This window comes from Sphingobium sp. OAS761 (assembly GCF_024168485.1).
In the GTDB taxonomy this organism is placed as follows: domain Bacteria; phylum Pseudomonadota; class Alphaproteobacteria; order Sphingomonadales; family Sphingomonadaceae; genus Sphingobium.
This window is the reverse complement of sequence record NZ_JALJVY010000008.1, coordinates 168,523-192,403: the sequence shown is the minus strand read 5'-3', so window position 1 is coordinate 192,403 and position 23,881 is coordinate 168,523. Positions and strand designations below refer to the sequence as shown.

21 protein-coding genes are annotated in these 23,881 nt (G+C 64.3%); 2 read left to right on the top strand and 19 right to left on the bottom strand.

Annotated features, from left to right (window positions below):
- Positions 1–10 precede the first annotated feature (10 nt).
- From xrtA to J3E64_RS12550, 12 genes are all read right to left on the bottom strand, one after another.
- A complete protein-coding gene (gene xrtA, locus J3E64_RS12605) occupies positions 11–1,546 on the bottom strand; it encodes an exosortase A (protein WP_253343368.1) in 1,536 nt (511 codons plus the stop codon).
- Positions 1,543–2,769 carry a TIGR03087 family PEP-CTERM/XrtA system glycosyltransferase gene (locus tag J3E64_RS12600; RefSeq protein ID WP_253343366.1) on the bottom strand — a complete coding sequence of 409 codons (1,227 nt, stop codon included), beginning with the start codon at positions 2,767–2,769 and terminating at the stop codon, positions 1,543–1,545. The genes xrtA and J3E64_RS12600 overlap by 4 nt, the downstream gene beginning before the upstream one ends.
- On the bottom strand, positions 2,766–3,839 hold the full coding sequence (locus J3E64_RS12595) for a FemAB family XrtA/PEP-CTERM system-associated protein (RefSeq protein ID WP_253343434.1): 1,074 nt from the start codon (positions 3,837–3,839) through the stop codon (positions 2,766–2,768). The genes J3E64_RS12600 and J3E64_RS12595 overlap by 4 nt, the downstream gene beginning before the upstream one ends.
- Positions 3,840–3,902: 63 nt before the next feature.
- A complete protein-coding gene (locus tag J3E64_RS12590) occupies positions 3,903–4,973 on the bottom strand; it encodes a FemAB family XrtA/PEP-CTERM system-associated protein (RefSeq protein ID WP_253343364.1) in 1,071 nt (356 codons plus the stop codon).
- The gene (locus J3E64_RS12585) at positions 4,970–5,818 is read right to left on the bottom strand and encodes an XrtA system polysaccharide deacetylase (RefSeq protein WP_253343433.1); all 849 of its coding nucleotides are present in this window, start codon (positions 5,816–5,818) and stop codon (positions 4,970–4,972) included. The genes J3E64_RS12590 and J3E64_RS12585 overlap by 4 nt, the downstream gene beginning before the upstream one ends.
- Positions 5,819–5,846: 28 nt before the next feature.
- Positions 5,847–7,496: an XrtA/PEP-CTERM system-associated ATPase gene (locus J3E64_RS12580; RefSeq protein ID WP_253343362.1), complete on the bottom strand. Its 1,650-nt coding sequence runs from the start codon at positions 7,494–7,496 to the stop codon at positions 5,847–5,849.
- A 57-nt stretch (positions 7,497–7,553) separates the two neighbouring features.
- Positions 7,554–9,101 (bottom strand): hypothetical protein, encoded by a 1,548-nt coding sequence (locus tag J3E64_RS12575; RefSeq protein WP_253343432.1) that lies wholly within the window; start codon positions 9,099–9,101, stop codon positions 7,554–7,556.
- Positions 9,102–9,154: 53 nt separating this feature from the next.
- Entirely contained in the window at positions 9,155–10,060 is a 906-nt protein-coding gene (locus J3E64_RS12570; RefSeq protein WP_253343360.1) for an AAA family ATPase, read from the bottom strand.
- 14 nt (positions 10,061–10,074) lie between these two features.
- Positions 10,075–11,592, bottom strand: coding sequence for an XrtA system polysaccharide chain length determinant (locus tag J3E64_RS12565; protein ID WP_253343358.1), 1,518 nt, complete (start codon positions 11,590–11,592; stop codon positions 10,075–10,077).
- A 1-nt stretch (position 11,593) separates the two neighbouring features.
- Entirely contained in the window at positions 11,594–12,238 is a 645-nt protein-coding gene (locus tag J3E64_RS12560) for an XrtA/PEP-CTERM system exopolysaccharide export protein (RefSeq protein WP_253343356.1), read from the bottom strand.
- 133 nt (positions 12,239–12,371) lie between these two features.
- Positions 12,372–13,604 (bottom strand): pyridoxal-dependent decarboxylase, exosortase A system-associated, encoded by a 1,233-nt coding sequence (locus J3E64_RS12555; RefSeq protein ID WP_253343354.1) that lies wholly within the window; start codon positions 13,602–13,604, stop codon positions 12,372–12,374.
- Positions 13,601–15,133 carry an acyl-CoA ligase (AMP-forming), exosortase A system-associated gene (locus tag J3E64_RS12550; RefSeq protein ID WP_253343352.1) on the bottom strand — a complete coding sequence of 511 codons (1,533 nt, stop codon included), beginning with the start codon at positions 15,131–15,133 and terminating at the stop codon, positions 13,601–13,603. The genes J3E64_RS12555 and J3E64_RS12550 overlap by 4 nt, the downstream gene beginning before the upstream one ends.
- Positions 15,134–15,207: 74 nt before the next feature.
- Here J3E64_RS12550 and J3E64_RS12545 point away from each other — a divergent pair, with 74 nt between their 5' ends.
- Both J3E64_RS12545 and J3E64_RS12540 read left to right on the top strand, forming a co-directional pair.
- Positions 15,208–16,200 carry a GNAT family N-acetyltransferase gene (locus tag J3E64_RS12545; RefSeq protein WP_253343350.1) on the top strand — a complete coding sequence of 331 codons (993 nt, stop codon included), beginning with the start codon at positions 15,208–15,210 and terminating at the stop codon, positions 16,198–16,200.
- 28 nt (positions 16,201–16,228) lie between these two features.
- Positions 16,229–16,516: an acyl carrier protein gene (locus J3E64_RS12540; RefSeq protein ID WP_253343348.1), complete on the top strand. Its 288-nt coding sequence runs from the start codon at positions 16,229–16,231 to the stop codon at positions 16,514–16,516.
- 22 nt (positions 16,517–16,538) lie between these two features.
- Here J3E64_RS12540 and trxB read toward each other — a convergent pair whose 3' ends face one another.
- From trxB to J3E64_RS12505, 7 genes are all read right to left on the bottom strand, one after another.
- Positions 16,539–17,501 (bottom strand): thioredoxin-disulfide reductase, encoded by a 963-nt coding sequence (gene trxB, locus J3E64_RS12535; RefSeq protein ID WP_253343346.1) that lies wholly within the window; start codon positions 17,499–17,501, stop codon positions 16,539–16,541.
- A 679-nt stretch (positions 17,502–18,180) separates the two neighbouring features.
- Complete coding sequence (locus J3E64_RS12530; RefSeq protein WP_253343431.1) at positions 18,181–18,729, bottom strand: AAA family ATPase; 549 nt, start codon at positions 18,727–18,729, stop codon at positions 18,181–18,183.
- A 1-nt stretch (position 18,730) separates the two neighbouring features.
- Positions 18,731–19,366, bottom strand: coding sequence for a hypothetical protein (locus J3E64_RS12525; protein WP_253343344.1), 636 nt, complete (start codon positions 19,364–19,366; stop codon positions 18,731–18,733).
- An 8-nt stretch (positions 19,367–19,374) separates the two neighbouring features.
- Complete coding sequence (locus tag J3E64_RS20845; protein WP_253343342.1) at positions 19,375–20,703, bottom strand: nucleoside-triphosphatase; 1,329 nt, start codon at positions 20,701–20,703, stop codon at positions 19,375–19,377.
- Between the two features lie 473 nt (positions 20,704–21,176).
- Positions 21,177–21,998: a DUF1080 domain-containing protein gene (locus tag J3E64_RS12515; RefSeq protein WP_253343340.1), complete on the bottom strand. Its 822-nt coding sequence runs from the start codon at positions 21,996–21,998 to the stop codon at positions 21,177–21,179.
- Positions 21,999–22,186: 188 nt separating this feature from the next.
- Positions 22,187–22,924 (bottom strand): peptidase, encoded by a 738-nt coding sequence (locus tag J3E64_RS12510; protein WP_253343338.1) that lies wholly within the window; start codon positions 22,922–22,924, stop codon positions 22,187–22,189.
- Positions 22,925–23,006: 82 nt separating this feature from the next.
- Positions 23,007–23,879, bottom strand: a complete 873-nt coding sequence (locus tag J3E64_RS12505) for a transglutaminase family protein (RefSeq protein ID WP_253343336.1) — start codon at positions 23,877–23,879, stop codon at positions 23,007–23,009.
- Positions 23,880–23,881 lie beyond the last annotated feature (2 nt).

Sequence of the window (23,881 nt, the reverse complement as noted above, 5' to 3'; positions counted from 1 at the left end):
GCGCTTTCCCCTAGCGGATGCCGAGGCTGCGGTCAGCCAAAAGCTTCACATCCCCCAGATCGTTAAGAAAGGCGGTAATGGCGGGATCGGCCGGTGCCCCCTCGCGCTGCTCGGCCGACACGAGGATGGCACCCGCGCGCTGGTCTCGACCCAGCAGCCGGGCCAGCATGGTTTCGATCTTTACGCGCGGCTTGCTGCCGGTCGGCGCGCCGTCGCCGACCATGTAGAAGCTCACGACGTGGCGGACGACCGGGCCGGGTGCCGTGATCTGCTCCCCGCGCGCATCGTCCGGGGCCGGCGCGGGCGATGACCAGACCCATTCGCTGTCGGGATCGGCTGCGCCTTGTGCAAAGCCGACCAGTTCGCGGCGATCTTCTTGCCGGTCATAGGTGACGATGGTCAGGTCCACCACCTGTCCGGACGCATTGCTATAGCGTCCCGCCAGCACATGATCGGCTCCGTCGAAGCGCGGTTTCCAAGGATAGGCGGGCGGCGTATCGACCTGCTCCCACCCCGGCACGACGGGCAAAGCGATCGCGCGCGGCAGGGGATCGGCCGTGGCGTTTGTCGCTGCCAGCCACAGCGGCGCCGCAACGACCAGGGCCAGTGCGCCGCCCGCCACCCTGCCCGGATCGTTTTTCGCCGCCGGTGTGCGCTGTACCCGACCGGGGTCGAACCAGGGATCGCCCGGCCTGCGATCGAAAAATGGCCAGGCGACCGCCATGACGACGATCATGATGATGGCGAAGAAGACCCAGCCATAGACGACATGGTCGAACCCGACCGCCGCGTCGACCGTGGTCAGGTGCGCGACCAGAATCGTGGCGAAGGCGCGCACGCCGTTCGCCAGCACCGACAGGCCGAGTGCTCCGCCCATGAAGGCAACGCGTCGCGACCAGGTGCGGAAACAGACATTGCACACGAGTACGCCGTAAGCGGTCATGGCGATGACGAACTTCGCGCCCGAACAGGCTTCCGCCACTTCGAAATAGCCGGTCGGCGTGGTGATGAAGATGCCTTCGATATGGGCGGGGACACCGGCCATGTCGAGGAAGATCATGGCAAGCCGCGCCGTCAGCAGTTGCAAGGGCGGCACGATCTCCTCGCCGAAGGGCACCATGAAGAACGCATAGAAAAGCGGAAACAGCAAGGCCCGCGCCACCGCCGGCCCCAGCAGCGCGATGGTCGCGCCCTGCAACATGACGATCAGCGCGCCGTGACGGATCATCGCCACGCCCGCAGCCGCGCCCAGCAGCCAGCACAGGCCTCCCAGAGCCAGCCAGGCAAGCCCCGGCGCCCAGGCGATCGGCTCCAGCCGGCGCACGCCCGGAAGGCGCTGCTGCACCATCCAGCCGATCAGCAGCGGGATGAAGAGGCAGTGCCCGAAGGTGGAGGCGTTCCACCAGATCGATACCATGCTCGATACGTCGGCGAAAAACAGGGCAAGGATGGCGAATGCGACAATGCCCAGCACCGTGAGGTGGCCGCGCCAGCCCGAAAGGTCGAACGCCGCCACCCGCGATGCCGGCAGGGCTCGCCCCGTCATGCGCCGCACGCGCCGACAGGAGCCCTGCCCAGCAGCATGTCCGGCAGGTCGGACAGGGTCGCCGACCAGCGATAGCGCCTTTCCATGCGCGCCCGTGCCGCCTTACCGAGCATGTGCGCGCGGTCCGGTTCGTTCAGCAGGGCGATGATGCCATCGGCTTCCGAACGGGCATCGGCGGCGACGATGAAGTGCGTGCCATCTGTGGCGTCGATGCCCTCGGCGGCCTGCGGCGACGCGACCACCGGCCGGGCCATAGCCATTGCCTCCAGCACCTTGTTCTGGATGCCCCGCGCGATGCGTAGCGGCGCCACCACGACATCGGCGGCCGCCAGCCATCCGCGCACATCGGGCACGCCGCCGGTCACGATGACGCCAGGCTGTTCCCCCAGGGCCTGGACGCTCTTCGACGGGTTGCGGCCGACAATGGCGAAACGCACCTCCGGTCGCGCGGCCCGGATACGGGGCAAAACGTCGCGCACGAAACTTTCGACCGCCTCCACATTGGGGCGATAGTCCATCTGGCCGGTAAAGACGAGCAGCGGACCGTCCCCGCAGGACACCGCATCGAAGGGTGCTGCGGGATCGAAATAGTCGAGCGCCACGCCGTTTTCGATAGCGACGACGCGGCGGCTGTCGAGCCCTGTTGCCTGGCGGAACAGGCTTGCCTCCGCTTCGCTCACAAAGCTGCTCACGGCCGCGCGGCGGGCCACGGCGCGTTCGAAATCGAACAGCATCCGCCCTTCGCGCCGGTTGACCCACGCCATCGGGCCACGGCCCTGCTCGCCATAGGCCCTGTATTTGGCCGAATCGAAATCGACGAAATCCATCATGAAGCGCACATCGCGCGGCAGCACCGGCACGAAATGCGCCATTTGCGCCGAATAGGCAAACACGGCCGCGATCGGCTTTTCTGCCAGCGTGCGCCGCACCCACTGGTGCAGCCCAGGATGATCGAACAGGGCGATCAGCAGCGACTGGCGGGCTGCAACGCCGCGCAACCCAGCCATGACCTTCGACCGGTCGCGCCGGAGCACGCACTGGCTAGCCGCCACCCGCGCCAGGTCATCGGCAAAGCCGAGATCGCGATCGTCATCGGCGAAGCAGCCGACATGCACGGGGGCAGCCTCGGCCAGCCGATGCAGCAAATGATAGGACCGGATCTTGTCCCCCCGGTCCGGCGGGAAGGGAATACGATGGCACAGGAAGATGATCTCACCTGTCATCCTAGCCCTCGTGCGATGTACGGGCCGATCAGGTTAGCCAGCGAGAGCGGCATTTTCTTCCACAATTCGACCTTCCGCCGATATTGCGGCGAGAGCGGATTGACGTCGCGCGTCGCCTGCCCGGGCACCGTGCGCAGATGATATCCCAGCGGTTCCCCCGCAAAGCCCCAGTTCTTCTTCCACGCGGCGGGGCCTGTGCCAACCTTGGAGCGGCCGAAGTCGAATGTGGTGCAGCCGCGTTCCCGCGCGCTGCGCATCAAATGGAAATAGAGCGCCTCGTTCGAGCGCAGTGCCCGCGCTTCCGGACCGGCCCCGTGCCAATAGGGCATGCAGGCATTGCCGTGATACAGGCTGATGACCGCCGAAACAGGCTTGCCGTCCTTGGACACCATGGCGATGTCGGCATCCTCGCCGAAATGATCGAGCACAGCCTGGAACAGCGCGCGGGGGAAAACCGGCGTCCCCAGATTATGGACGCTGTGCGCATAGAGGCGATAATGTGCCTCACGCAATTGAGGATCCCGCCCGATTTCGAAAGACAGACCATTGCCCATGCCCTTGCGGACCTCGGCGCGGTGCCGCTTGGGAATGGCCTTCAGTTCGGCCTCGTCATCTGCGGCCAGCGGACGCGAAAACCCCAGATAGGCGTCGGTCTTCTGGGCCCAGGCCGGTGCCGCCGGCGCCCCTCCGCCGCGCAGTTCGACGGTCTTGCATCCCAGTCTCACCGCCAGTGCCCAGGCCGCATCCGCCAGCGCGGATGCCGCCTTCCGGTCGACCGCCAATATCCCGCCGTCAACCGCAAAGCCGCTGCTCACGAGTGCGCGGCCGAACAGGGTCGATCGAATATAGGTCAATGGCAGCAGGCCCAGCAAAGCGCCGCCGGTCGACCGGGCCACGAGCATCCTGGCCCGCTGGCCGGTGCCGGCCTCCACGCCCATGATCCAGCCCGGTCGGTGGAACGGTGTCGAATCCGGATGCCCGCGGACCCAGCCGTCCAGTTCGGCCACCGCGATCGCATCCGACAGGGGAAGCTCGTCAACGACGACAGTGAAATCCGACATGGCATTCATGGACGACATTTCCCACACTCCCGGGCCGGAATAGCACGCGGGGCTGAACATTTCGTTTTCGTATCAACCCAGGCCGCGTGAAATCAGCGGACCCAGGAAATTGGCGATCGGCAGCGGCAATTTTTTCCAGATCGCAATGTGGCGCTGATATTTTCCGTTGTTCGGGTCGACGTTCCGCGCCGCGCCATCGGGCGACCAGCCATGGTAGACGAGCGGAGTGGGTGCGAAGCCGAAGCTCTTCTTCCAGGCGGCTTGCCCGCTGCCTACCTTGGACCGGCCAAAGTCGAACTGGGTCATGCCCCGTGCCCTGCCATGGCCCATCAACCGGTAATACATGAGTTCGTTGGACCGCAATCGCCTGGCATCGGCGACGCCACCGCCCCAATAGGGCATCACGCGCCCCTTGTGATAGAGCGTCAGCACCGCCGAAACCGGCCGTTGCCCGTCACGCACGATCATGATGTCCGCATCTTCCCCGAACCGCGCCAGCACTTCGCGGAACAGGCGCGCCGGAAAAACGGGCGTTCCCAGATTGCGGACGCTCTCTGCATAGATGCGATAATGGTCGCGCAGATGCTGTGCTGTCCGGCCGATCCCTACCGATAGGTTTGCGTTCGCCAGCGCCTTTCTCAGCTCGGCGCGGTGCTTGCGCGGTACTGCCTGCAACTCGGCATCATCGTCGGCCGCGATGGGCCGGACGAAGCCGACATGCATCCCTTCGCGCCGTTCCCAGCCCATGCCGGGGTCCGCGCCGCCGCGCAGCTCCAGGGGAAGCCCTCCCCTGTCCGTCGCAATGTCCCGCGCGACCTGTGCAAGCATCGCCGCAACCCGGTCATTGTCGGCCAATATTCCCCCGTCCACCGCAAATGCGGTGGAAACCAGCGCCTGCCCGAACAACGCGCTGCGGACATGATGCAGTGGCAGCAGCCCGGCGATGTTGCCGGACGGGGCGACCGCCGCCAATGTGACGGCACGATTTCCTGTGGCCGCCTCCACCGCCATCAGCCAAGCCGCGCTGTGGAAAGGCGTGCCATGTTTGTGCCGCCCGACATAGGTATCGAGCGCGTGCATGTGCGTTTCATCACCGCTGTCCAGGATCGTGACGCCCAGGTCGTTGATCGCACCGGCCCTCATGCTACGCGCGCCGCTTCTGCATCGACCAGCGCATCGACCCGTGTCCAGGCGAAGTCCCGCGTCAGACGGCGCAGCTTCGCGGCCATGACCGACAAATTGGTGTAATGACGCAGGCGCGACCGCAACGGCGCCCCCGCAACACGCGGCTGGCCGGGGTCGATTTCCCACGGATGGAAATAGATGATCGCCGGCCGTCCTTCCTCCTCGTTCACCTGTCGTATCGCCCAGCGCGAAAAACCATAAGGCAACAGCCGGAAAAAGCCGCCGCCGCCTGCCGCAAGGGTGCGCTTGCCCCATTTCGCCGTCGTTACGGGCAATTCGAGCAGTCCGGACCCCGTCACCGGCTTCCAGGCGAAACGCGGCGATTCCGGCCAGCCATAGTGATCGTGCCGGATCGGCGCGACGCTGGAGGAATAGGCATAGCCTTCCTCGGCGAGTATCCCGTGCGCCCAGGGAGCGCGCGGATCGATCGAAAAACTCGGCGCGCGATAGCCCTTCACGGCCTGCCCGCCGGCATCCTCCAGCAGAGCGCGGGCCTTGCGCAGATCGGCGCGAAACTGATCCGGAGTAAAGGTAAATACCCGCGCGTGGTCGTAGCCGTGACTTGCGACCTCATGGCCCGCGTCCACGATACGCCGGATGAGCGCCGGATAACGCTGCGCCACCCAGCCCAGAGTGAAGAACGTCGCCTTGACCCCTGTTTCGGCAAACAGCGACAGCACCGCGTCGCTATTCGCCTCGACGCGATGCGCCAGGCCGTCCCAGTCGGCTCTGTCGATCGTCCGCTCGAACGCGCCGACCTGAAACCAGTCCTCCACATCGACGGACAGCGCGTTTTGCATCATCATTCCGGTCCCTGGCTGGTCCGCCCGCTCAAGCGGCGGCCGCGCCCCTTGCACCCTCGCTCATGCGGTCTTCGCGCTCAACCCATTCGACCAGCAGCGTCAGCACGCGGCGAAGCGCCGTATCCTGTTCCTCGGCGCGGAATTCCAGCGCCACCAGCCGCTCCTCGATCAAGGTGAAACAGCTTTTCAGGACCTCCGGATCGACGGTGTCGGCGGGCGCGAAATGCGGATGTGCCTGCATGGCACGCAGGGATGAGATTTCGGCGCGCAAGGCCGCGATCTCGTCCATCATGTCGGCGCGCAGCGCGTCGACGGATTGATCGGGAACGCGGTCGTCCCCCACGTCGTGAGTGGTCTGCGCCACCACCGAAATGGGCGACTCTTCGTCCACGACAGGATCGATGTCCCAGTCCGCGAAGCTTTCGATCTCCTCTTCCGCTCCCGCCTCGTCGCGTCCGGTCGGTCCGGCAAAAGGCGCTGCGAAGGGCGCCGGGTCAATCGCTGGCGGCGTGACGCGCAGCCAGCGATCTTCGTCGGCAGACTGCCCATCTTGATCCTCTTGCGTGTCCCCGGCCAAGACGTCGTCCGAAAATGCAGCAGGCACGGCGGGTTCGTCAGTCGCCGTGATTTCGGGCTCCGCGGCCCTCTCCCACTCTTCGACAGCCAGACCTTCCTCCACAATGTCGTCATCATCGCCCGGCAGATCGTCGGCGTCATCGCACTCTGCCTCGTCCCACGTCGGTTCGGCCTGCGCGACCAGGGGCTGTTCGGCCTCGGGTTCGGATTCCGCTGCCGTATTGGGTTCGGCGGCGTCGACCGCATCGATCGCATCGAGCGCGGACGGCGCAACCGGCTCCGGCGTCAGGTCGGCATCCAGTCCCATGTCCGCGACGACAGCGATGACGACATCGGCATCGATTTCATGCAGCTGTTCGATCGCACCCATCAGCAAGACCCGGCTGACTACCGCGTTCAGCCGGCGCGGCACGCCGTCGGTCGCGGCATAGAGCGCCGCGAAGGCCGCCGCGGTAAAGCGCGGATCGCCCTGCCAGCCGGCAACGCCAAGTCGATGCAGGACATAGGGCTCGATCTCATGCGCCATCATCGGTTCCAGATGATGCGTCGCGATCACCCGCTGGCGCAACTGCTCCAGTTCCGGCGATTTGACCAGATCGCGAAACTCCGGCTGACCCAGCAGGAATATCTGCAGCAGCGACTGTCCCCCGAGCTGGAAGTTCGACAGCATCCGCAGTTCCTCTATTGCCTGCACCGGCAGGTTCTGCGCTTCGTCAACGATCAGCAGGGTGCGACGCCCGGCGCGCGCCTGGGCATGGAGGAAACTTTCGATCGCGTGCAGCGTCGCCGCCTTGGTCATCCCCTCGCTCGCAAGACCGAAGCTCTGGGCGGCCATGCGCAGCATGTCGTCCCCGCCGACCTGTGTCGTCACGATCTTGACGGCCGTCAGCCGCGACGGATCGATGGTCTGCATCAGATGGCCGACCAGCGTCGTCTTGCCCGCGCCGATATCGCCGGTGATGACGATGAACCCTTCGCCCTGCGCCAGGCCATAGCCCAGATAGGACAGTGCCTTGCGATGCGTGGCGCTCTCGAAATAATAATGCGGGTCCGGCGTCAGCTGGAACGGGCGGCCCTGCAATCCGTAGAACTGATCATACATCTGTTCGTCTCCACCCGGCTCCCGGCGCCGCTCGCGCCCTTCGTCGCCGGTTTTCCCTTAAAAGCTGTAACGCAACCCGACCTGGCCCATCGCGCTGATGATCGCGTCGAGATCATCAGCCTGCACGCCATCCAGCCCCAGTGAGGCGGAGGCGGACAATTTTCGCGTGAGTCCCTTGTAATAGCTGGTGAACGCACCGTAATTCAGAACGTCCGGACGGCCGCCGCTGGCATCGAAATAATTGATGTAGACCACGGTATCCAGGCTGTCGCGATCGTTGAACTGATATGTCAGCGACCCGTTGCCGAACCAGTTCTGGTCGCGCGATCCGCGGATCAGAACAGTCTGCCCGGTCGGCGTGATGAACTTGCGCTGCGAATAGCCCGCGCCAACGCCCCATCCCCACGGCCCGCGCCGCAAGGCATATTGGGCCGACACGCCGCGATAGCGGAAATTCGCGCCGGTGATGCCCGACAATGCGTCATTGAAGCACTGCCCCCCGCCGGTGGTGGAGAAGGCGCAGCCGGTTATGTCGCCGGTGAAAGGATTGCGTGCCACATCGAAGCTGCTGCCGTCAAGCGCCGCTACATCGGCGGTGATCAGGCGGCCGAAGCTGTCGATGCCGTCAAACACGATCAGCGCGAAGTGGCTGTCGCGGCCCTGCCACAGGAAGCTGCCCTGATAGGTCATGCCGCCATAGCGCTCGCCAACCCGCGCCTGAAGCGATGTCCTGCGGCTGGGGCGCCAGAGCACGCCGACGTCCCAGATGATGTCGTCGAAATCATAGACGAGCGCGCGCGGCGAGCTTTTGTCGGTGACGTAGCGGCCATTGCGAATGACCGGCAGACCGTCGCCGTCGAGCAGCGGCGAGCGCTGGCTGATCTTGATCTCCTCATAGCCGACCCCGCCGACGAGTGCGACGGTCGGCGACACCGGCAGCGTCGCGTCGACCCGGCCCCAGCCATCCTCGAACCGTTGGTCGAGCTGACTCGCATCCTCGCGGTCGTAGCCGGCGCTGGCGGTCAGGCCGACAGCCGGCAGCACCGTGCCAGGCGCAAAGCCGACTGATCCCATCAGGCTGTGGGTCCAGCTATCGGCGTAGGACCCGGCTGGCTGCGCGCCGCTGAAATTCTGGTTCACGTCGTCGTCGACGCGGGCATAGCCCAGGCGATAGGAACCGTTGACGGAAATATCCCCGATCTGCGTCGTGTAGCTGGGGCCGGCATAGGCAGCCCAGACCTGGCTGGTATAGGTGTCGCGCTGCGGCAGGGCGCCGGACAGGCCATCGGTGCGCACGCGCGTCGCCAGGCCGCCGGTCTGGAAGGACAGGCCCCGCGCCACGTTGATGTTGGCATGGGCCACGCCGCTCAACACATCCTGATCGGGCGCCTGGCTGCCCCAGCCGAAGCTGTGATTATATTCCACGTCCACCGCCGCTTCGATGCGACGGTTTTGCACTTCAGCGGAAATACCGGCGGTGACGTTGGTATAGGTCAGGATATCCCCGCCACCCTTCAGCGGCGCCATGACCGCCTGATCAATCCCGACATAGGGCAGGATGTCGACCCGCCGGTCGGCGCGGGAATCCTGCGCTGTGGCGGGCATTGCAGCCGCCAGTGCGGCCACGGTGGCGGCCTGCGCACAGATGTGTAGCGTCTTCACTGGGAATCCCCCTTGGCATAATAGCTGCCGAACCGGCGTCCGCCGGTGAAGCGCACGGCATTGAGCAGAAGCTGCACCTGCTCAGCGCCCTTCAGCATTCCCGCCGCCTCGCGCAGGGCGCTCTCGCTCGTCTGGTCCGCACGCGCCACCAGCAGCGCGACCGCCGCGTGGCTGGCCAGCACAGTGGCGGGCGACGCAGCCAGCAGCGGCGGCGAATCGAAAATTATGATGCGTTCGGGCCGTCCTTCGGTCAGCCGCGCCAGCAGCATTTCCGTCCGTGCCGACGCCAGATATTCGGTGTCGTCATTGCTGCGTTGTCCGGCGGGCAGCACGGACAGCGAGGCAATGTCGGTGCGGATGACGCAATCCTCGATGGCGATGGCGGGATCGGCCAGCGCATCCATCAGGCCCGGCCCGGCGTTCAGCCCAAGCGCCCCGGGGACGCCCGGTTTGCCGAAATCGGCATCGACCAGCAGGATCTCCCGATCCTTCTCCGCGGCCAGGCTGAGCGCCAGGTTGATGGCGCAGAATGTCTTCCCATCGCCGCTATGTGCCGAACAAACCAGGATGTGATTGCCGCGCCCGCTCTTGTTCAGCAGAGCCAGCAGATCGCGCTTGAGCAGGCGAAACTCCTCGCTCATCGCGGTAACCGGGCCATGCGGCGCCAGGAAACCGCCTTCGACGAGCAGCGCGCGGTCGATTGGCTGGACCGGTCCCGTCCAGGCCGGCGCACGCGTCACCTGGGCAGCCTGCGGCGCCACGAACGGATCGGCAGCGGCGGGAAGATCGGCGGGCGCTTCGACCGCCGGAGCCGCGCGGCCACGCAATGCAGCGCTGAAATCATAGATTTCCGTGGCGCGCTCGATCAACGATCCGCCCTTGATGGAGCTGTGCTGGTTCATGCTTCGGGGCTCCTTCACGCCATGCCGCGCTGGACGAATTCGACGACGATCAGCAACAGGCACGCAGCGACCAGAGCACCGCTCGCACCCGCGAACCATTTGAGCCGCTGACGCTCAACCGCAGCCTGCGCGGCGGTACGAAGCTGGCTGATGGACCCGACGACCGGCAGGCCGATCGCCCGCTCCAGCCGCGCAGCGGTCGGGAATGTTCCCCTCATCTGCCCCATGGCGAAGGCAACGCCTACGCCCGCACCAATGGCGAGGATCAGCACGCCCAGCAGCAAAAGCGGCCGGTTGGGGGCGGCGGGCGCTGTCGGGGCGCTGGGCGGCTGGATGACACGGAACTGGACCGACCCGGTTTCCGTCTTCACTTCGCCACGCAGCCGGATTTCCTCACGGTCCGCCAGCAGCTTGTCATATTGGGTCTTCAGGACCTCATAGTCGCGGTCCAGCTTTTCCTGCTCCGACGCGATGCCCGGTTCGTCGACCTGCTTGCTCATCATCGTGTTCAGGTCGGCCTGAAGCTGCGCCTTGCGGGTCTGGAGCGCCTGCACCGTGGCGGCGCGTTCCGCCTGCATCGACTTGATCGACAGATAGGCGGGATTGGGCGTGCCACCTCCGCCGGCGCTGCCCCCGCCCGCATTGCGAAGGGCGTCGACCTCACGCTGGGCGGCGATGACATCGGGATGGCTGCTGGTCCAGCCGCGCGCCTTCATCGACGCCAGGTTCGCCTGCGCCTGGGAAAGGGGCGACGCGCCGCCCGACGCGCTGACACCCGGCAGCGTCTGCGGCGTCCCGGCCAGCTGGCCGTTCATGGCGCTCAGCGCACTTTGGGCCTGCACCAACTGCGAATCGATATTGTTGATCTCCATGCGCGCGGCGTCCATGCGCTGGCTGATCGAGCCGGCGCCGGGCAGCAGCCCGACATAGCGTTGCGCGAATTCCACGCGGCGCTGGTCGGCCGCTTCCAGCTGTTTCCCGCGCTGGGCGATCTGCTGGTCTAGAAAGGCGAGGCTCTGCTTCGTTTCGTTCCGGTCTCCCGACAGGTTCGCTTCCTGGAAAATGTCGATCAGCTTTTGCACGATCTGCTGCGAAATCCGCGCATTGGCGCCGTCGGACAGGCTGGAATCCGCCGAAATCGCGCTGATGTCGATCATGCTGGGATCAGCCTGGGCCAATACGGTGATATTTTCCCGCAGCTTGGTGATCTTCGCGGCGACGTCGCGCGGGCCGGACACGGTCTGCGACAGGTCGGTTTCGCGCACCACCCGTTCCAGATTCTCCGCGCTGGCCAGGGTGCTGCGCACCCGGTCCAGATCCTGCTGAGACTGCATCGGCGTGATGCCGACCTTGTCCTCCAGCAACGACTGGGTGTTCACATAGACACGCGCCTTGGACTGATAGCTGTTGGGAATGAAGGCCACTCCCAGCCATCCGGCCATAGCGATGCCCCAGGCCACCGCCAGCGCAGTCCAGCGACGGCTCCAGATGCCGTGCAGCAGAACGAGCAATTCATCGAGTAGTGCGGCCATGTCAGAACATGCTTTCGGGAATGATGATGACGTCGCCCGGAGCGAGCATCACATTGGCCTTCGTGTCGCCCTTCTTCAGAAGGTCGCCCAGGCGAACCTGATATTCCTTCTGCTTGCCCGTATTCTTGTCGAAACGGACCAGTCGGGCGCGATTGCCGGCGGCGAATTCACTGAGACCGCCAACCGCGATCATCGCGTCGAGCAGCGTCATGTTGGCGCGATAGGGGATGGACGCGGGCTTGTCGGTCGCCCCGACGATCCGCACTTGCTGGCTGAAGGTGCCGCTGAAATTGTTGACGATGACCGAAACCAGCGGGTTTTCGATATATTGGGTCAGCGCCAGCTTGATGTCGTCGGCCAGCATCTTGGGCGTCTTGCCCACCGCCGGCATGTCCGTGATCAACGGCGTGGTGATGCGACCATCAGGGCGCACCTGCACCTTGGCGCCCAGTTCCGGGTTGCGCCAAACGAAAATGGTGAGGTCGTCGAGCGGACCGATGACATATTCCTCGCCCGGGCCTTCCTGCGTCGAGACGAAGGATGCAGGAGGCAGCTGCGGGCCGCTGGGCGCAGACGCGCAACCCGACAGGGCCACGGCAGGCAGCGATACGCCGATCAGGAGCCTGGAAACCGACAGGAAACGCATAATCTCACCTCTTTGCACGGCCTTGCGTAGGACGCCGCCCAAGAGGTGTGGACGACAGACAGACGCATGGCTTTCAGGCCCCGTCTTGCCTGCAAAGGGTAAAGATACCGTTAGGAGTTAAGTCCCGAACAAATCAGCCAAGTAAAAGTTCGTGCGGTGCGGGATGTCCAAGAAATGCGACAGGACTAGCGGACGCGCCATATGCTCCCGCCAGAAACAGAGCGATGAGGTCGCCCTCCACGACGGGCGGCAACGCTACCTTGTCTCCCAGCCGGTCGATCGGCGTGCAAAGGCATCCCACCACAGTGACCGGTCCTGGCGCCGGATCGTGGTCGAAACGATTGGCCACCGCCATGGGATAGTTGCGCCTGACGACCGTTCCGAAATTGCCGCTGGCCGCGAGTTGATGATGCAAACCCCCGTCGACCACCACGAAGGTTTCGCCCTGGCTTGTCTTTATGTCGATTATACGCGTCAGATAGACGCCGGCTTCCCCGACCAGCCACCGTCCAAGTTCAATTGCGAAATGACTGTCCGCCAATATGTCGCCACGCCCATCGAGCGCGGTATCGAGCGCGACCCCGATCGGCCGAATGTCGAGTCGCTCATCGCCGGGGAAATAGGGCAGGCCAAAGCCGCCACCCAGATTGACGAGCGGCGGCGCCTTTCCAACGGCATCCGACAGCCGCGTCGCCAGCGCCAGGGTCGCGGCCTGCGCCTCCACGATCGCCATCGGATCGAGATTCTGGCTGCCCGCGAAAATGTGCCAGCCCTGCCAGTCCGCGCCGGCATCGATCACGCTGCGCGCCAGTGCGGCCGCACGGTCGGCATCGACGCCGAAGGGCCTGGCCCCGCCGCCCATGCGCATCCCCGATCCCTTCAGGTCAAAATCCGGATTGACCCGCACGGCCAAGCGCGGCGTCTTGCCGATGGCTTCGCCGACCGCCAGCGCGCGGCGCGCTTCGCCTTCGGATTCCAGGTTGATCGTGATGCCCGCGAAAATCGCTTCCGACAGCTCGTCGTTCCGCTTGCCCGGACCGGCGAAGCTGATCTGCGCGGGCGCCATCTCCGCCTCCAGCGCCATCGCCAGTTCGCCGCCCGATGCCACGTCGAACCCGTCGACCAGATGGGCCATCCGTGTCAGCAGCGGCGCAAAGGGGTTGGCCTTGATCGCATAATGGAGGTGCAGTCCATCGGGCATGGCGTCACGGAAACGGCGCACCTGCGCCTCCACGATCCCCATGTCATAGACGAATAGCGGCGTATCCCCCACTTCGTCCACCAGGCTGGCCGCGCCGCACCCGCCGATCAGCAGCATCCCCTCCTCGCTCGTGAACCAGGGCGGGATCGGTCCCATCGGCTTCATGCCGCCCACTCCCGTGCCAGCGCCACCCGATCGATCTTGCCGTTGGGGTTGCGGGGAAATTCGGCCAGCATGATGATGTCCTTGGGCTGCATGAAATTGGGAAGCTCGGCCTTCAGATGTGCGGCGAGCCTGTCACGACTGGCCGGATCGCCCCGGGCCAGCAGGCGTACCGCCTGTCCCAGCCGTTCGTCCTTGACGCCCAGTGCCACCGCTTCGGCGATACCCGGCGCAGCAACGGCCGCCTCCTCGATCTCGGTGGGGCTGATGCGGTTACCCGCAGATTTGATCATCGCGTCGTCGCGGCCCACGAAATAGAGCAGCCCTTCCTCGTCCCGTCGCACCGTGTCGCCCGACCACACCGCCATTCCGCCGTAACGCGACGCAGGCGGAGCCGGACGGAACCGCTCGGCCGTGCGCACGTCATCGCGCCAATAGCCCTGCGCCACCAGCGGCCCGCAATGAACCAGCTCGCCAGGCTCATCATCGTCCGTCAGGCCGCCGTCGGGGCGCACGACCAATATTTCCGCGAAGGGTATCGCCCGCCCCATCGAATCGGGATGGCTGTCCACCAGCGCGGGTGAAAGATAGGTCGACCGGAAGGCTTCGGTCAGGCCATACATGGGGTAGAGGTCAGCCTGCGGGAACAGCGTGCGCAGCTTCGCCACCAGGGGACGCGTCAACGCGCCGCCGCTGTTCGTCAGCCGCCGCAGCTTTGACGCGACATCGGCCGGCCAGTCCAGTTCCGCCAGTTGCACCCAGAGCGGCGGCACGCCCGCAAGCGTCGTTATGTCGTGTCGGTCGATCAGCTTTATGACGTCACGCGGAGTCAGATAGTCGAGCGGATAGGCGCATCCGCCTGCATACCAGGTCGAAAGCAGCTGATTCTGTCCATAATCGAAGCTGAAAGGCAGGACGCACGCAGTCCGGTCGTCGGGCGACATCCCCAGATAGTCCGCCACCGCCACCGCGCCGAGCCACAGGTTGGCGTGCGTAAGGACCACGCCCTTGGGCCGGCCGGTCGATCCGCTGGTGTACAGAATGGCGGCGAGATCCCCCGGCTTCGCATCCGATGGGCCGATGCCCGGCCCGCCGCTCATGGCGCACGCCGCGTCATCCTCGCGGTGAATCTGGCACCCGGCGGGCACGTCGCCCGTTTGCAGGCTGTCCAGCCGGGTTGCCGCGCCGACCAGCGCGGCCGCGCCGCTGTCCGAAAGGATATGGGCGACCTGTGCGTGCTTGAGCAGCGGATTGACCGGCACATGGACGAAGCCCGCGCGCGGCGCCGCGAGCGGTATCAGCGCCGCGACCGGTCCCTTGGCCATCCAGCTTGCGACGCGGGCACCCGGTTCCAGCCCGAAACCCGCCAGCCACGCCGCAAGGCGCGCCAGCGTCTGTTCCAGTTCGGCGAAACTGTAGCTGCCCGACCGGCCGTCCAGCGCGGGCGCATCAGGCTCGCCACGCAGCAGCAGATGATCGACCGGTGCGAAAGGCAGTGCATCGCCCTGCCCGGTCGCGAATGAAGACGGCACGCTTAACGCCATATCCAGATTTTTCCCTTAAGCGGCCTGATGGATGAAGCGGAGATAGTCGGTTGCCGGCGACAATGGAATATCAGAGCCTTGCCGATGTGCGGGACGTGCTGCACGGGCGGCTCGATCGCGCCGTCGCGCCCGGCCTTTTTTCCCGGATCGACTGGTTCGAGATGCTGCATCGCCATTGCCTGTCCGACCACCCCCCCCATGTGCTGCGCGCGCGCGACGGGGAGGACGAGGCATGGCTGTTCCTGGCGGCCCCGGCAACAGGGCAGATGAAGGCGATGGCCAACTGGTACAGTTTCGAATGGGGGCCGGTGTTTCTGGGGGACGGAGACGGCGCCACGCGGCAAGCGCTGCTGGACGCGCTGGCGCGGCGGCTACTGGAGACGCAGGCGCGGATCGACCTGTATCCGCTGGAGGCATCCGCGCCGTTGCTGGCAAGCCTGCGGCGCGCGGGATGGATCGGGGTGTCGCGTGCGATGGGTGGGCGATACCTGCTTGACGTGCAAGGACGCAGCTTCGCCGAATATTGGGCGGCGCGGCCGGGGCGGCTGCGCAGCCTCGTGCGGCGCAAGGGACGCGCAAGCCCCTTCGCCCTGTCGGTCGAGGATCGGCTGACCGATGCGCTGTGGGACGATTATGTCGCGGTCCATGCGCGCAGCTGGAAGGCGCCGGAGCCGGGGCTGGAACTGCTGCGCGCGCTGGCGGAACGGGAAAGCCGTGCGGGCGCGTTGCGGCTGGGCTTTGCGCGGATCGACGGGTTGCCCGTGGCAACCCAGCTATGGACCGTCGACCGGGGCGTCGCCCTGATCCACAAATTGTCGCATGACCGGGCGCTGGACCATCTGTCGCCCGGCACGCTGCTGAGCCACCATATGTTCGCGTGCGCCATCGACGGGGATCGGGTCGGGCGGATTGACTATGGCACCGGCGACAATGACTACAAGACCGACTGGATGGAGCGGCGCATTCCGCTGCTGCGCATCGACGCGTTCCATCCCCGCTACGCGTCCAACTGGCTGCCAGCCGCGCGGACGGCCATTTCCGCGCTTGTCGGCTAGGCCGTAAAGCTCTAGTGACACCGCCACTATGCGGGTGCAAAACTCTCAGCCGGCGGACCGGCATCAGGATGTGGACAACCGGATGCGGGCGTTGCTGCGCGACGTGCTGGGCCTGCCCCAGGGGCAGGTCGATGCGTTCGACGGCAATAGCCCCCTGTTCGGCGCGCTGCCCGAACTGGATTCCATGGCGGTCGCGGGCCTGCTGACCGAGATGGAGGACCGGTTCGACATCCTGATCGACGACGAGGATTTCGACGGCGACACGTTCGAGACGTTCGGATCGCTCGTTGCGTTCGCGCGGGCGAAGATCGGCTGATCCCCGCCCGCCATCCGGGGGCTTACGCCTCGGCCATTTCCTCGAAATCCGCCTCCGCCAGGAATTTCTCCACGTCGAGCGCGGCCATGCAGCCCATGCCCGCCGCGGTCACCGCCTGCCGGTAGATCTTGTCGGTGACGTCGCCCGCCGCGAACACGCCGGGGATGGCGGTACGGGTCGTGCCCTTTTCCACGACGATATAGCCTTCGTCGAGCGGCAGCTTGCCGGTGAACAGCTCGGTCGCGGGATGGTGACCGATGGCGACGAAGCCGCCGTCGGTGGCCTCATGGCTTTTCTCGCCCGTCACCGTGTCGGTCAGGTCGACGCCCACCAGTCCCTCCGGCGCGCCGCCGCCGACGAACCGGTCGACCGCCTTGTTCCAGAGGATCTTGATATTGGGATGCGCCCTGAGCCGTTCCTGAAGGATCTTTTCGGCGCGCAGCGAGTCGCGGCGGTGGATCAGGGTGACGTCATGGCTGTGGTTGGTGAGGTAGAGCGCTTCCTCCACGGCGGTGTTGCCGCCGCCGATCACCACCACCTTCTTGCCGCGATAGAAGAAGCCGTCGCAGGTGGCGCAGGCCGACACGCCCTTGCCCTGAAGATGCTCCTCGCCCTCCACGCCCAGCCATTTCGCCTGCGCGCCGGTGCAGATGACCAGCGTGTCGGCGACATAGAGCGTGCCGCTGTCGCCGGTAAGGCGGAACGGGCGTTCGGAAAGGTCGACGTCGACGATCTGGTCATACATCATCTGCGCGCCGACATGTTCGGCCTGCGCCTGCATCTGCTCCATGAGCCAGGGCCCCTGGATGACGTCGCGGAAGCCGGGATAATTTTCGACATCGGTCGTGATGGTGAGCTGCCCGCCCGGCTGCATCCCCTGCACCACGATCGGCGCGAGGCCCGCGCGGGCGCCGTAGATGGCGGCGGACAGGCCCGCCGGGCCGGAACCGAGGATCAGCATGCGGGTGGAATGGGTGGCGGTCATGGCGGGCCTTCATTGGGGATGGTGGGTCGATTATGATTCGGTCGGGCCAGAGAGATAGGCGAGCAGGCGGGCGAGGCAAGCGATGGATTATCTTGGCAGCCGCGAAGCCGGGCTGCGCCGGGAGCCGCGCGGCAAGTCATCGCGCGGTCACCACCCCGAAGTTCACATTGTCGCAGGCCCGCCGGGCGACGCGAAACCGCGGTTTTGCCGGCACGACGCGCCCGCAAGGGCAGCATGACGCGACACCCGCGCGCCGGCCGGGTCACGGGCAGGTCCGTGTCGGGGCATGGTCTGGTCACGGGAGGGTCACAGGAGGGTCACGGCCGGGTCACGGCCTTCCAAGGCGGGCGACATGACGGGAGACGGCGCGGCGAGGGTGACGCGGCGGGATGCGGCGCGGCGGGAGGCGGCGGAAGGATGCGGGCGCATGCCGCGCAGTAGATCAGGAGAAATCCTACATTGGAAGGGATGTGACGCGGTGTGCCGTGCGCCAGCCCTCGTCATTCAACGGCACCGATCCGCACCTGGAGCGCCCGTTCAAATTGCGGCCGGGTTTGGGACGAAGCCGTCTTTGCCGACGCGCTCAATCATGACGGGTGCTGGCGAGAGCGGACGTTCCGGGCTTGCGCGGATACTGTCGTCAATTGACCGAGGCTGGCCGTTACCGTCGAACATCGTCTCACACGAGCTTGAGAGCGGCGATTTGTTCCGAGACGGCGCGTACGATAGAGGGCAGATCCGAATTGTTCGTGAATTGATAGTCAGCTCTACCCAGGGTAATTCCCTTCCCCAGCTCAGAGAGCTCCAGATTGTCGCGAAGCATCACGTCTTCGGCACTCATCGATCGACCATTTCGGTTCGCCAGACGCTCGAGACGAAGATGACGGTGCGTATGGATGGAGAATGCGTAACTTCTCCCCCCCAGACCAGAGATTTGGTCCAGTTCCAATGGACTGCATACAGAATCAATCAAGAGGAGGTCGCAAGATCCGAGTGCGTCAATTATGGAGGGTTTCAAGGCGATCGCCGCCGCTGCCTGCCCGTATTTTTCCCGCAGTTCGATCTGGACTTGCCGTTCCACCGCCGGTGAGGCCTCCCACCCGCGGCTCTGAATTTCACTTCTGATTGCATCTCCAAGCGATAGGGACCTTGCGGGCATTAGCTTGGATACCGATCGAATGACGTCGGTCTTCCCAACTCCGCATAACCCGCTAAATGTTATTATCATTTTACTCATCGCTCAAATCCAGATTAAGCTGCCTATCAGACGCATTGTGAGGAATACTATGACCAAACTTCCGCCGTTTTGTATCGTAGAGTCTGGTGATATGGATACTTGCATTGTTGGAATATAGAGGCTCCGGCGTTACCAAAATCCCGGCGGCCTCAACGTCTGCAATCTTCTCAGGATTATTGGTCATGAGATGAACGCGTTCGAACCCTCTTCCTTTGAGGTAATCACCCACAGATCTGAAATTGCGGCATTCTGGAGGCTCGCCGATCAATCGACGGGATTCGAACGTATCGATCCCCTCGACTTCAAGCGCGGTCGCCTTGACCTTCGCCGCAAGTCCTATCCCCCTGCCGTCCAGTCTGAGGTAAAACAGGATTCCGGCGCCGGCGCTCTGCATTCGGCCCAGAGCGAGTTCTAGTTGGTCCTTGCAGTCGCAAAGCTCGCTGTCGAAAGCCTCGGCAAATACGCACTCTGAATGGATACGTACCAGCGGACTTTGCGATTGTGTCGGATTGCCCACCATGACCACTAGGTCGCCATCGACCGCATCAGTGAAGCTCTCCGATATCACCGTAAGTTTGCCCCACTTCCGGCTGCGGAAGGTGGCTTGCTCGCCTACGAAGTTTTTCAAATAGTCTCTCACTGCGCCTGGCCGTTCAGAAAAGATGCGCGCCGCATGCTGGCGGCCATCTCTCTCGAGAGGGAGTCCATGACGGCATCTCTGTTCGCTTCACTTAGTTTGACGATATTCGTACGATGATGCTCTTTGACTGATTGCAGGAACGGATTGGATGCAGCGGATATTGTCGCTATCACCGTAGATGCGCTATCATTTAAAAGATCGTTTATGGTGTCCTTGAATCGAGCCGATGAAATCTGCATCTCCCCGATTTCGTCAAGGATGATGATCTTGCCGGATTTGGATTCTCTCCGGACCTCGTCGGCAATCTCGTCCCAAACGGCTGTCTCGAAATCATAGTTAAGAATGTCACTTATGTCCTTCAGGGCGCCCTCTTTTCTTCGGGCGAACGGCCTGCTACTGCCTTCGTCTCCATTTATGACAATCTCGAAGCCAATACGCTCTCCTTCACGCATGGTTTCCCGGGATACAACCGAGTACACGTGCTGATTGCTCGATCGAAACTGGTCGATCAATCTATTGACGATCGTAGTCTTACCGGAGCGGGGTGAGCCAATCAAAAGTATGAACTTAGAGCAGCTTTCGAATAGCGTATCGAATTCGTCGCAAAAGTGGGACACGACTTTAGGCGAAAATTCAGAGTCGATTTCGAAATCAAGCTTCTTCGCGAATGGTATTCTGAATCCAGCAATTCGAACGATTCCTTTGGAAACGAACGAAGGATGTCTCCCGTCCGATACGGTCGACGTATAGCCGATATCATATTCACTGTATCGAACCGTGATATTTTCTGACCTCGGGCCAACCTTCTGCGATATGTAAGACATTTGACTTAGAAAAAGATCGGCTCGTTTCAGTATTGAACTGTCATTTTGGAGATTCTCGTTACGGAATGCGAGGTTCAACGCTGGAAGCGGGGAGGGCGAAGAAACGACGAGTTTCAGGCTCCCAGCTCGATTCATGAAATCAATGATGCCAGCCTGCGAATGCTCGGTGACGAGACTCCCAGTCTCTTGAATCATGTTTATTGACGAATGAGCGGATCGGATGACATCGTCTTCCGGGGATTTGCTCTTAAAGAAACGATCCGCGGGTAGAATCTTCTGTGATCCGATAATGATATCAAGACTTTGTTGCTGTTTCGACCTAGCGACTCTGTCCTTCATAAGTCCGAACGCTATCAACGAGAGATTCAGGAGCATGGCAGCAGATATATATTCAACTTTGGTGCCGCCTAACACGGCGTACACTGTAACTGCTAGGGCGACGAGAAGCGCAGCAGCCGCATCGAGATTCTCGGGCCAGATTAGCGTCCAAAGCCTGTTCACAAGTTATCCTCCATCCAACCCTTTGTGCCTAACGCCCGCGTCCCTCTAGGCCAACCCATTCACGCTGCACGGTCGCATTCTTCCCAGCTTTCTCGAACCGAACAGCAAGTTTTCCTATAATCTGCCGTTCGCGCTGGCATCTGGAACGGCGAGAGTTGGTCGGCAGGCGACGTCCGCACCCGCGGGTGGAGCGGTCGTTCCTTGCGGCTCCGCTGCATGGCGGATTCCGGCGCATGTTCTGCCGGTGGATCAGCGACCCAATCTCGGTCATTCTGCGCGCCCGGTTCCATCGGCGGCCGCTGCGCACCGATGTCGATATGGGCAGGCGGCGGCTTTCGATCGATCGCGTCAAGTCCCGCTGGGCCAGCCGCGTCGGCGCGCCCGCCACGAGCCGACATCGTTGCCGACAAGGGGGCCAGGGCCGACGGCAAGTGGAGGGGCGGCGGTCGAACGAACGCGCGCCGCGCCCCGGTTCAATCCAGCTTGCGCAGCCAGATGTTCCGCACCTCGACCCGCGCCGGGTTTAGCTCGGCTTCGATGCCGATCCACCCGGCGCGATTGTCGGGGGATTCGGGATCGTCGAACACGCTCGCCGACATAAGGCGGCCGTTGAGGAAATGGAGCACGACCGGACCGCGCGCGATGATCTCATATTCGTTCCAGTCGTCCGGCCGAATTTCGAGCGCGAGCTTGCTGCTTTCGGCGATCGTGCCCACAAGTTCGGGGCCGGCGGCAGCGGAGCGGCGCGTCACCTGTCCACGCCAGCTCGTCACCCGCGCGAGATCATTTTCCATGTAGACCTGTCCGCTGAACAGGTCGCGGCCGAACGTCTTGGCCGGCCAGAAATCGGCCTGCGGCCCGGTCATCATCCAGCGCAGCTTGGGCGGCGGTGCGCCCGGCACCGGGTTGATCCAGGGAAGGCCGGTGCGGCTGCGATACTGGATGCCGGACCCACCGACCGGCGCCTTGATTTCCAGGCGCAGATCGAAGTCGCGGGCCTTCAGGCGGCGATAGACGAGGTAACTGTTGTTCATCGCCCGATCCGGCGGACGAACGGCGACGATCGCCCCGTTTTCCACGCGCCAGACGTCGGGATCGCCGTCCCAGCCGGCCAGGGTCCGGCCATCGAAGAGTGAAACGAACCCTTCATGGTCCTGAAACGCGCGCGGGCGCGGTTGCTTCAGCACGAACGGTTGCGCCGTGCCTTTCGCGGCCGGCGGTTCGGCTGCCCCGGCACCGATCGCCAGCGCGGCGCCCAGCACGGCACCGCAAACTCCCCAGGCAACTGTCCTCATGCCCCGGCCCTCCTCTCTTTTCCTGGCGTCACCGATCATGCGAACATCGGTGCGTTTCTGTTTTGCCCTTGTCCGTAATCTGGACGGACGAGATCACATAACCGGTCCTGTCCGGCGCTAGGCCCACACGCGCGCCTGAGAGCCAGTCGCGCAGGTCCGCCCGGAACCGGAAATTCCCCTACCCCCGCTCACTTCAACACATTCGGCAGATCCTCGAACCCCTTGCGCAGCGCCGCGCTCCAGCTTTGGGAGATCAGGGCGAATTGTTCGTCGTCGGGCTCTATGCGGGTGCGCACGGTGAAGTCGTAGGCGCCGGTGGGGATGACGGTGAGGTCGAGCGGCATGCCGACCGACAGGTTGGAACGCAGGGTCGAATCCATCGACACCAGCACCGCCTTGGTCGCATCCTCCAGGCTGGTTTCGCGGCCGATGATGCGATCCAGGATGGGCTTGCCATATTTATGCTCGCCGATCTGGAAGAAAGGCGTGTCCTCCGTCGCTTCGATGAAATTGCCGGCGGAATAGACGAGGTAGAGGCGCGGCTTGCCGCCCCGGCGCTGGCCCGCGATCAGGATGGAGGCGCTGGCGCCGGACCCGCCCATCTCAATATTCTCGCGGTAGCGCTGCTGCATCTTCTGCATGGCTTCGCCCACGATCTGGGCGACGCGATACATGGTGGCGCAATTGAGGATGGTTTCAACGTCGGGATCGAGCCGGGCGTCCTTGATCGCCTTGCTGAGCGTCGCCTTCACCCCCTGGGTGATGGAAAGATTCCCCGAACAGAGCAGGGTGATCGCCCGTTCGTCCGGCACATGATAGGTAAAGCTTTTCCGGAAGCGCGCGATATTGTCCATGCCCGCATTGGTGCGGGTGTCGGACAGCATGACCAGCCCCTGATCCACGCGCACCGCCACACAATAGGTCATTGGCCCCCCGGCCTCCTGCATTGAAATGTTCCGTCGCGACCGACGAATCGACGCCTATCCTTCCGCCGAGCGATCGCGTGTTTCAACCCTTCGAGTCGGGCGGCGGGGTGCTTTGTTGCTGCTGTCGTTGCAGTTGCCGTTCCTCGACGCCGTCCTCCGCCTGCGCGATCCGGACGTCCGCGTCAATGCGGATGTCGCCCGCGACCGTCACCGAACCGCGGATCGGCGCCGCCTCGTCCGCGTCCAGGCCGCTCGCCACGCGCAGATAGCGTTCGGTCACGCACACGCTGTTCGACGGATCGAAGCCGATCCAGCCGAGGTCGGGCAGCCAGGCTTCGGCCCAGCCATGGGTTTCGTGCAGCACATCGTCGTCGTCCGCGAGCAGATAGCCCGACACGTAGCGCGCGGGGATGCCGATCGAGCGGGCGCCGGCGATGAATATCTGGGCATGGTCCTGGCACACGCCCGCGCCCAGCGCGAAGGCCTGCGCGGCGGTGGTATCGGCGGTGGTGACGCCGGGGCGATACTGGACCGCGCCGATCACGGCGGCGGACAGGGCATGGAGCCGGGCAAGCGGGCCGCCATCGTCCGGCAGGGCGCGGGCCATGGCGACGATGCCGTCCGACGCCCGGGTCAGCGGGGTCGGACGCAGGAAATATTGCGACGGCACGCTGGAGCGCAGATGGCCAATGACGCCATGGCATTCGCGCGTTTCCACCAGCCCTTCGGCCACGATCACGGCACGGTCGAAGCTGTCGTGGCGGACCCAGACCGCTTCCTTTTCGCCGTAGCTGTTGAGGTGAAAGGCGGGCAGCGGCTGGTCATTGACGCTGACCTGCCAGTCGAGCACGGTCTGGGCCGGATTGTCGACCGGCATGAGTTTCAACCGCATCGCCGCACGCCCGGCGGTCGCGGCGTAGCTGTAGGCGGTCTGGTGGCGGACGAGCAGCCTCATGC

Excerpts from the sequence above, each read along its gene's own strand:
- J3E64_RS12565 (WP_253343358.1), bottom strand. The coding sequence starts at position 11,592 with ATGGCCGCACTACTCGATGAATTGCTCGTTCTGCTGCACGGCATCTGG.
- J3E64_RS12555 (WP_253343354.1), bottom strand. The coding sequence starts at position 13,604 with ATGAAGCCGATGGGACCGATCCCGCCCTGGTTCACGAGCGAGGAGGGG.
- J3E64_RS12545 (WP_253343350.1), top strand. The coding sequence starts at position 15,208 with ATGGAATATCAGAGCCTTGCCGATGTGCGGGACGTGCTGCACGGGCGG.
- J3E64_RS12575 (WP_253343432.1), bottom strand. The coding sequence starts at position 9,101 with ATGCCCGCCACAGCGCAGGATTCCCGCGCCGACCGGCGGGTCGACATC.
- J3E64_RS12510 (WP_253343338.1), bottom strand. The coding sequence starts at position 22,924 with ATGACCTATTGTGTGGCGGTGCGCGTGGATCAGGGGCTGGTCATGCTG.
- J3E64_RS12585 (WP_253343433.1), bottom strand. The coding sequence starts at position 5,818 with ATGATGCAAAACGCGCTGTCCGTCGATGTGGAGGACTGGTTTCAGGTC.
- J3E64_RS12515 (WP_253343340.1), bottom strand. The coding sequence starts at position 21,998 with ATGAGGACAGTTGCCTGGGGAGTTTGCGGTGCCGTGCTGGGCGCCGCG.
- J3E64_RS12505 (WP_253343336.1), bottom strand. The coding sequence starts at position 23,879 with ATGAGGCTGCTCGTCCGCCACCAGACCGCCTACAGCTACGCCGCGACC.
- J3E64_RS12560 (WP_253343356.1), bottom strand. The coding sequence starts at position 12,238 with ATGCGTTTCCTGTCGGTTTCCAGGCTCCTGATCGGCGTATCGCTGCCT.
- J3E64_RS12570 (WP_253343360.1), bottom strand. The coding sequence starts at position 10,060 with ATGAACCAGCACAGCTCCATCAAGGGCGGATCGTTGATCGAGCGCGCC.
- J3E64_RS12580 (WP_253343362.1), bottom strand. The coding sequence starts at position 7,496 with ATGTATGATCAGTTCTACGGATTGCAGGGCCGCCCGTTCCAGCTGACG.
- J3E64_RS12540 (WP_253343348.1), top strand. The coding sequence starts at position 16,229 with ATGCGGGTGCAAAACTCTCAGCCGGCGGACCGGCATCAGGATGTGGAC.
- J3E64_RS12595 (WP_253343434.1), bottom strand. The coding sequence starts at position 3,839 with ATGAATGCCATGTCGGATTTCACTGTCGTCGTTGACGAGCTTCCCCTG.
- xrtA (WP_253343368.1), bottom strand. The coding sequence starts at position 1,546 with ATGACGGGGCGAGCCCTGCCGGCATCGCGGGTGGCGGCGTTCGACCTT.
- J3E64_RS12530 (WP_253343431.1), bottom strand. The coding sequence starts at position 18,729 with ATGATAATAACATTTAGCGGGTTATGCGGAGTTGGGAAGACCGACGTC.
- trxB (WP_253343346.1), bottom strand. The coding sequence starts at position 17,501 with ATGACCGCCACCCATTCCACCCGCATGCTGATCCTCGGTTCCGGCCCG.
- J3E64_RS12590 (WP_253343364.1), bottom strand. The coding sequence starts at position 4,973 with ATGAGGGCCGGTGCGATCAACGACCTGGGCGTCACGATCCTGGACAGC.
- J3E64_RS12600 (WP_253343366.1), bottom strand. The coding sequence starts at position 2,769 with ATGACAGGTGAGATCATCTTCCTGTGCCATCGTATTCCCTTCCCGCCG.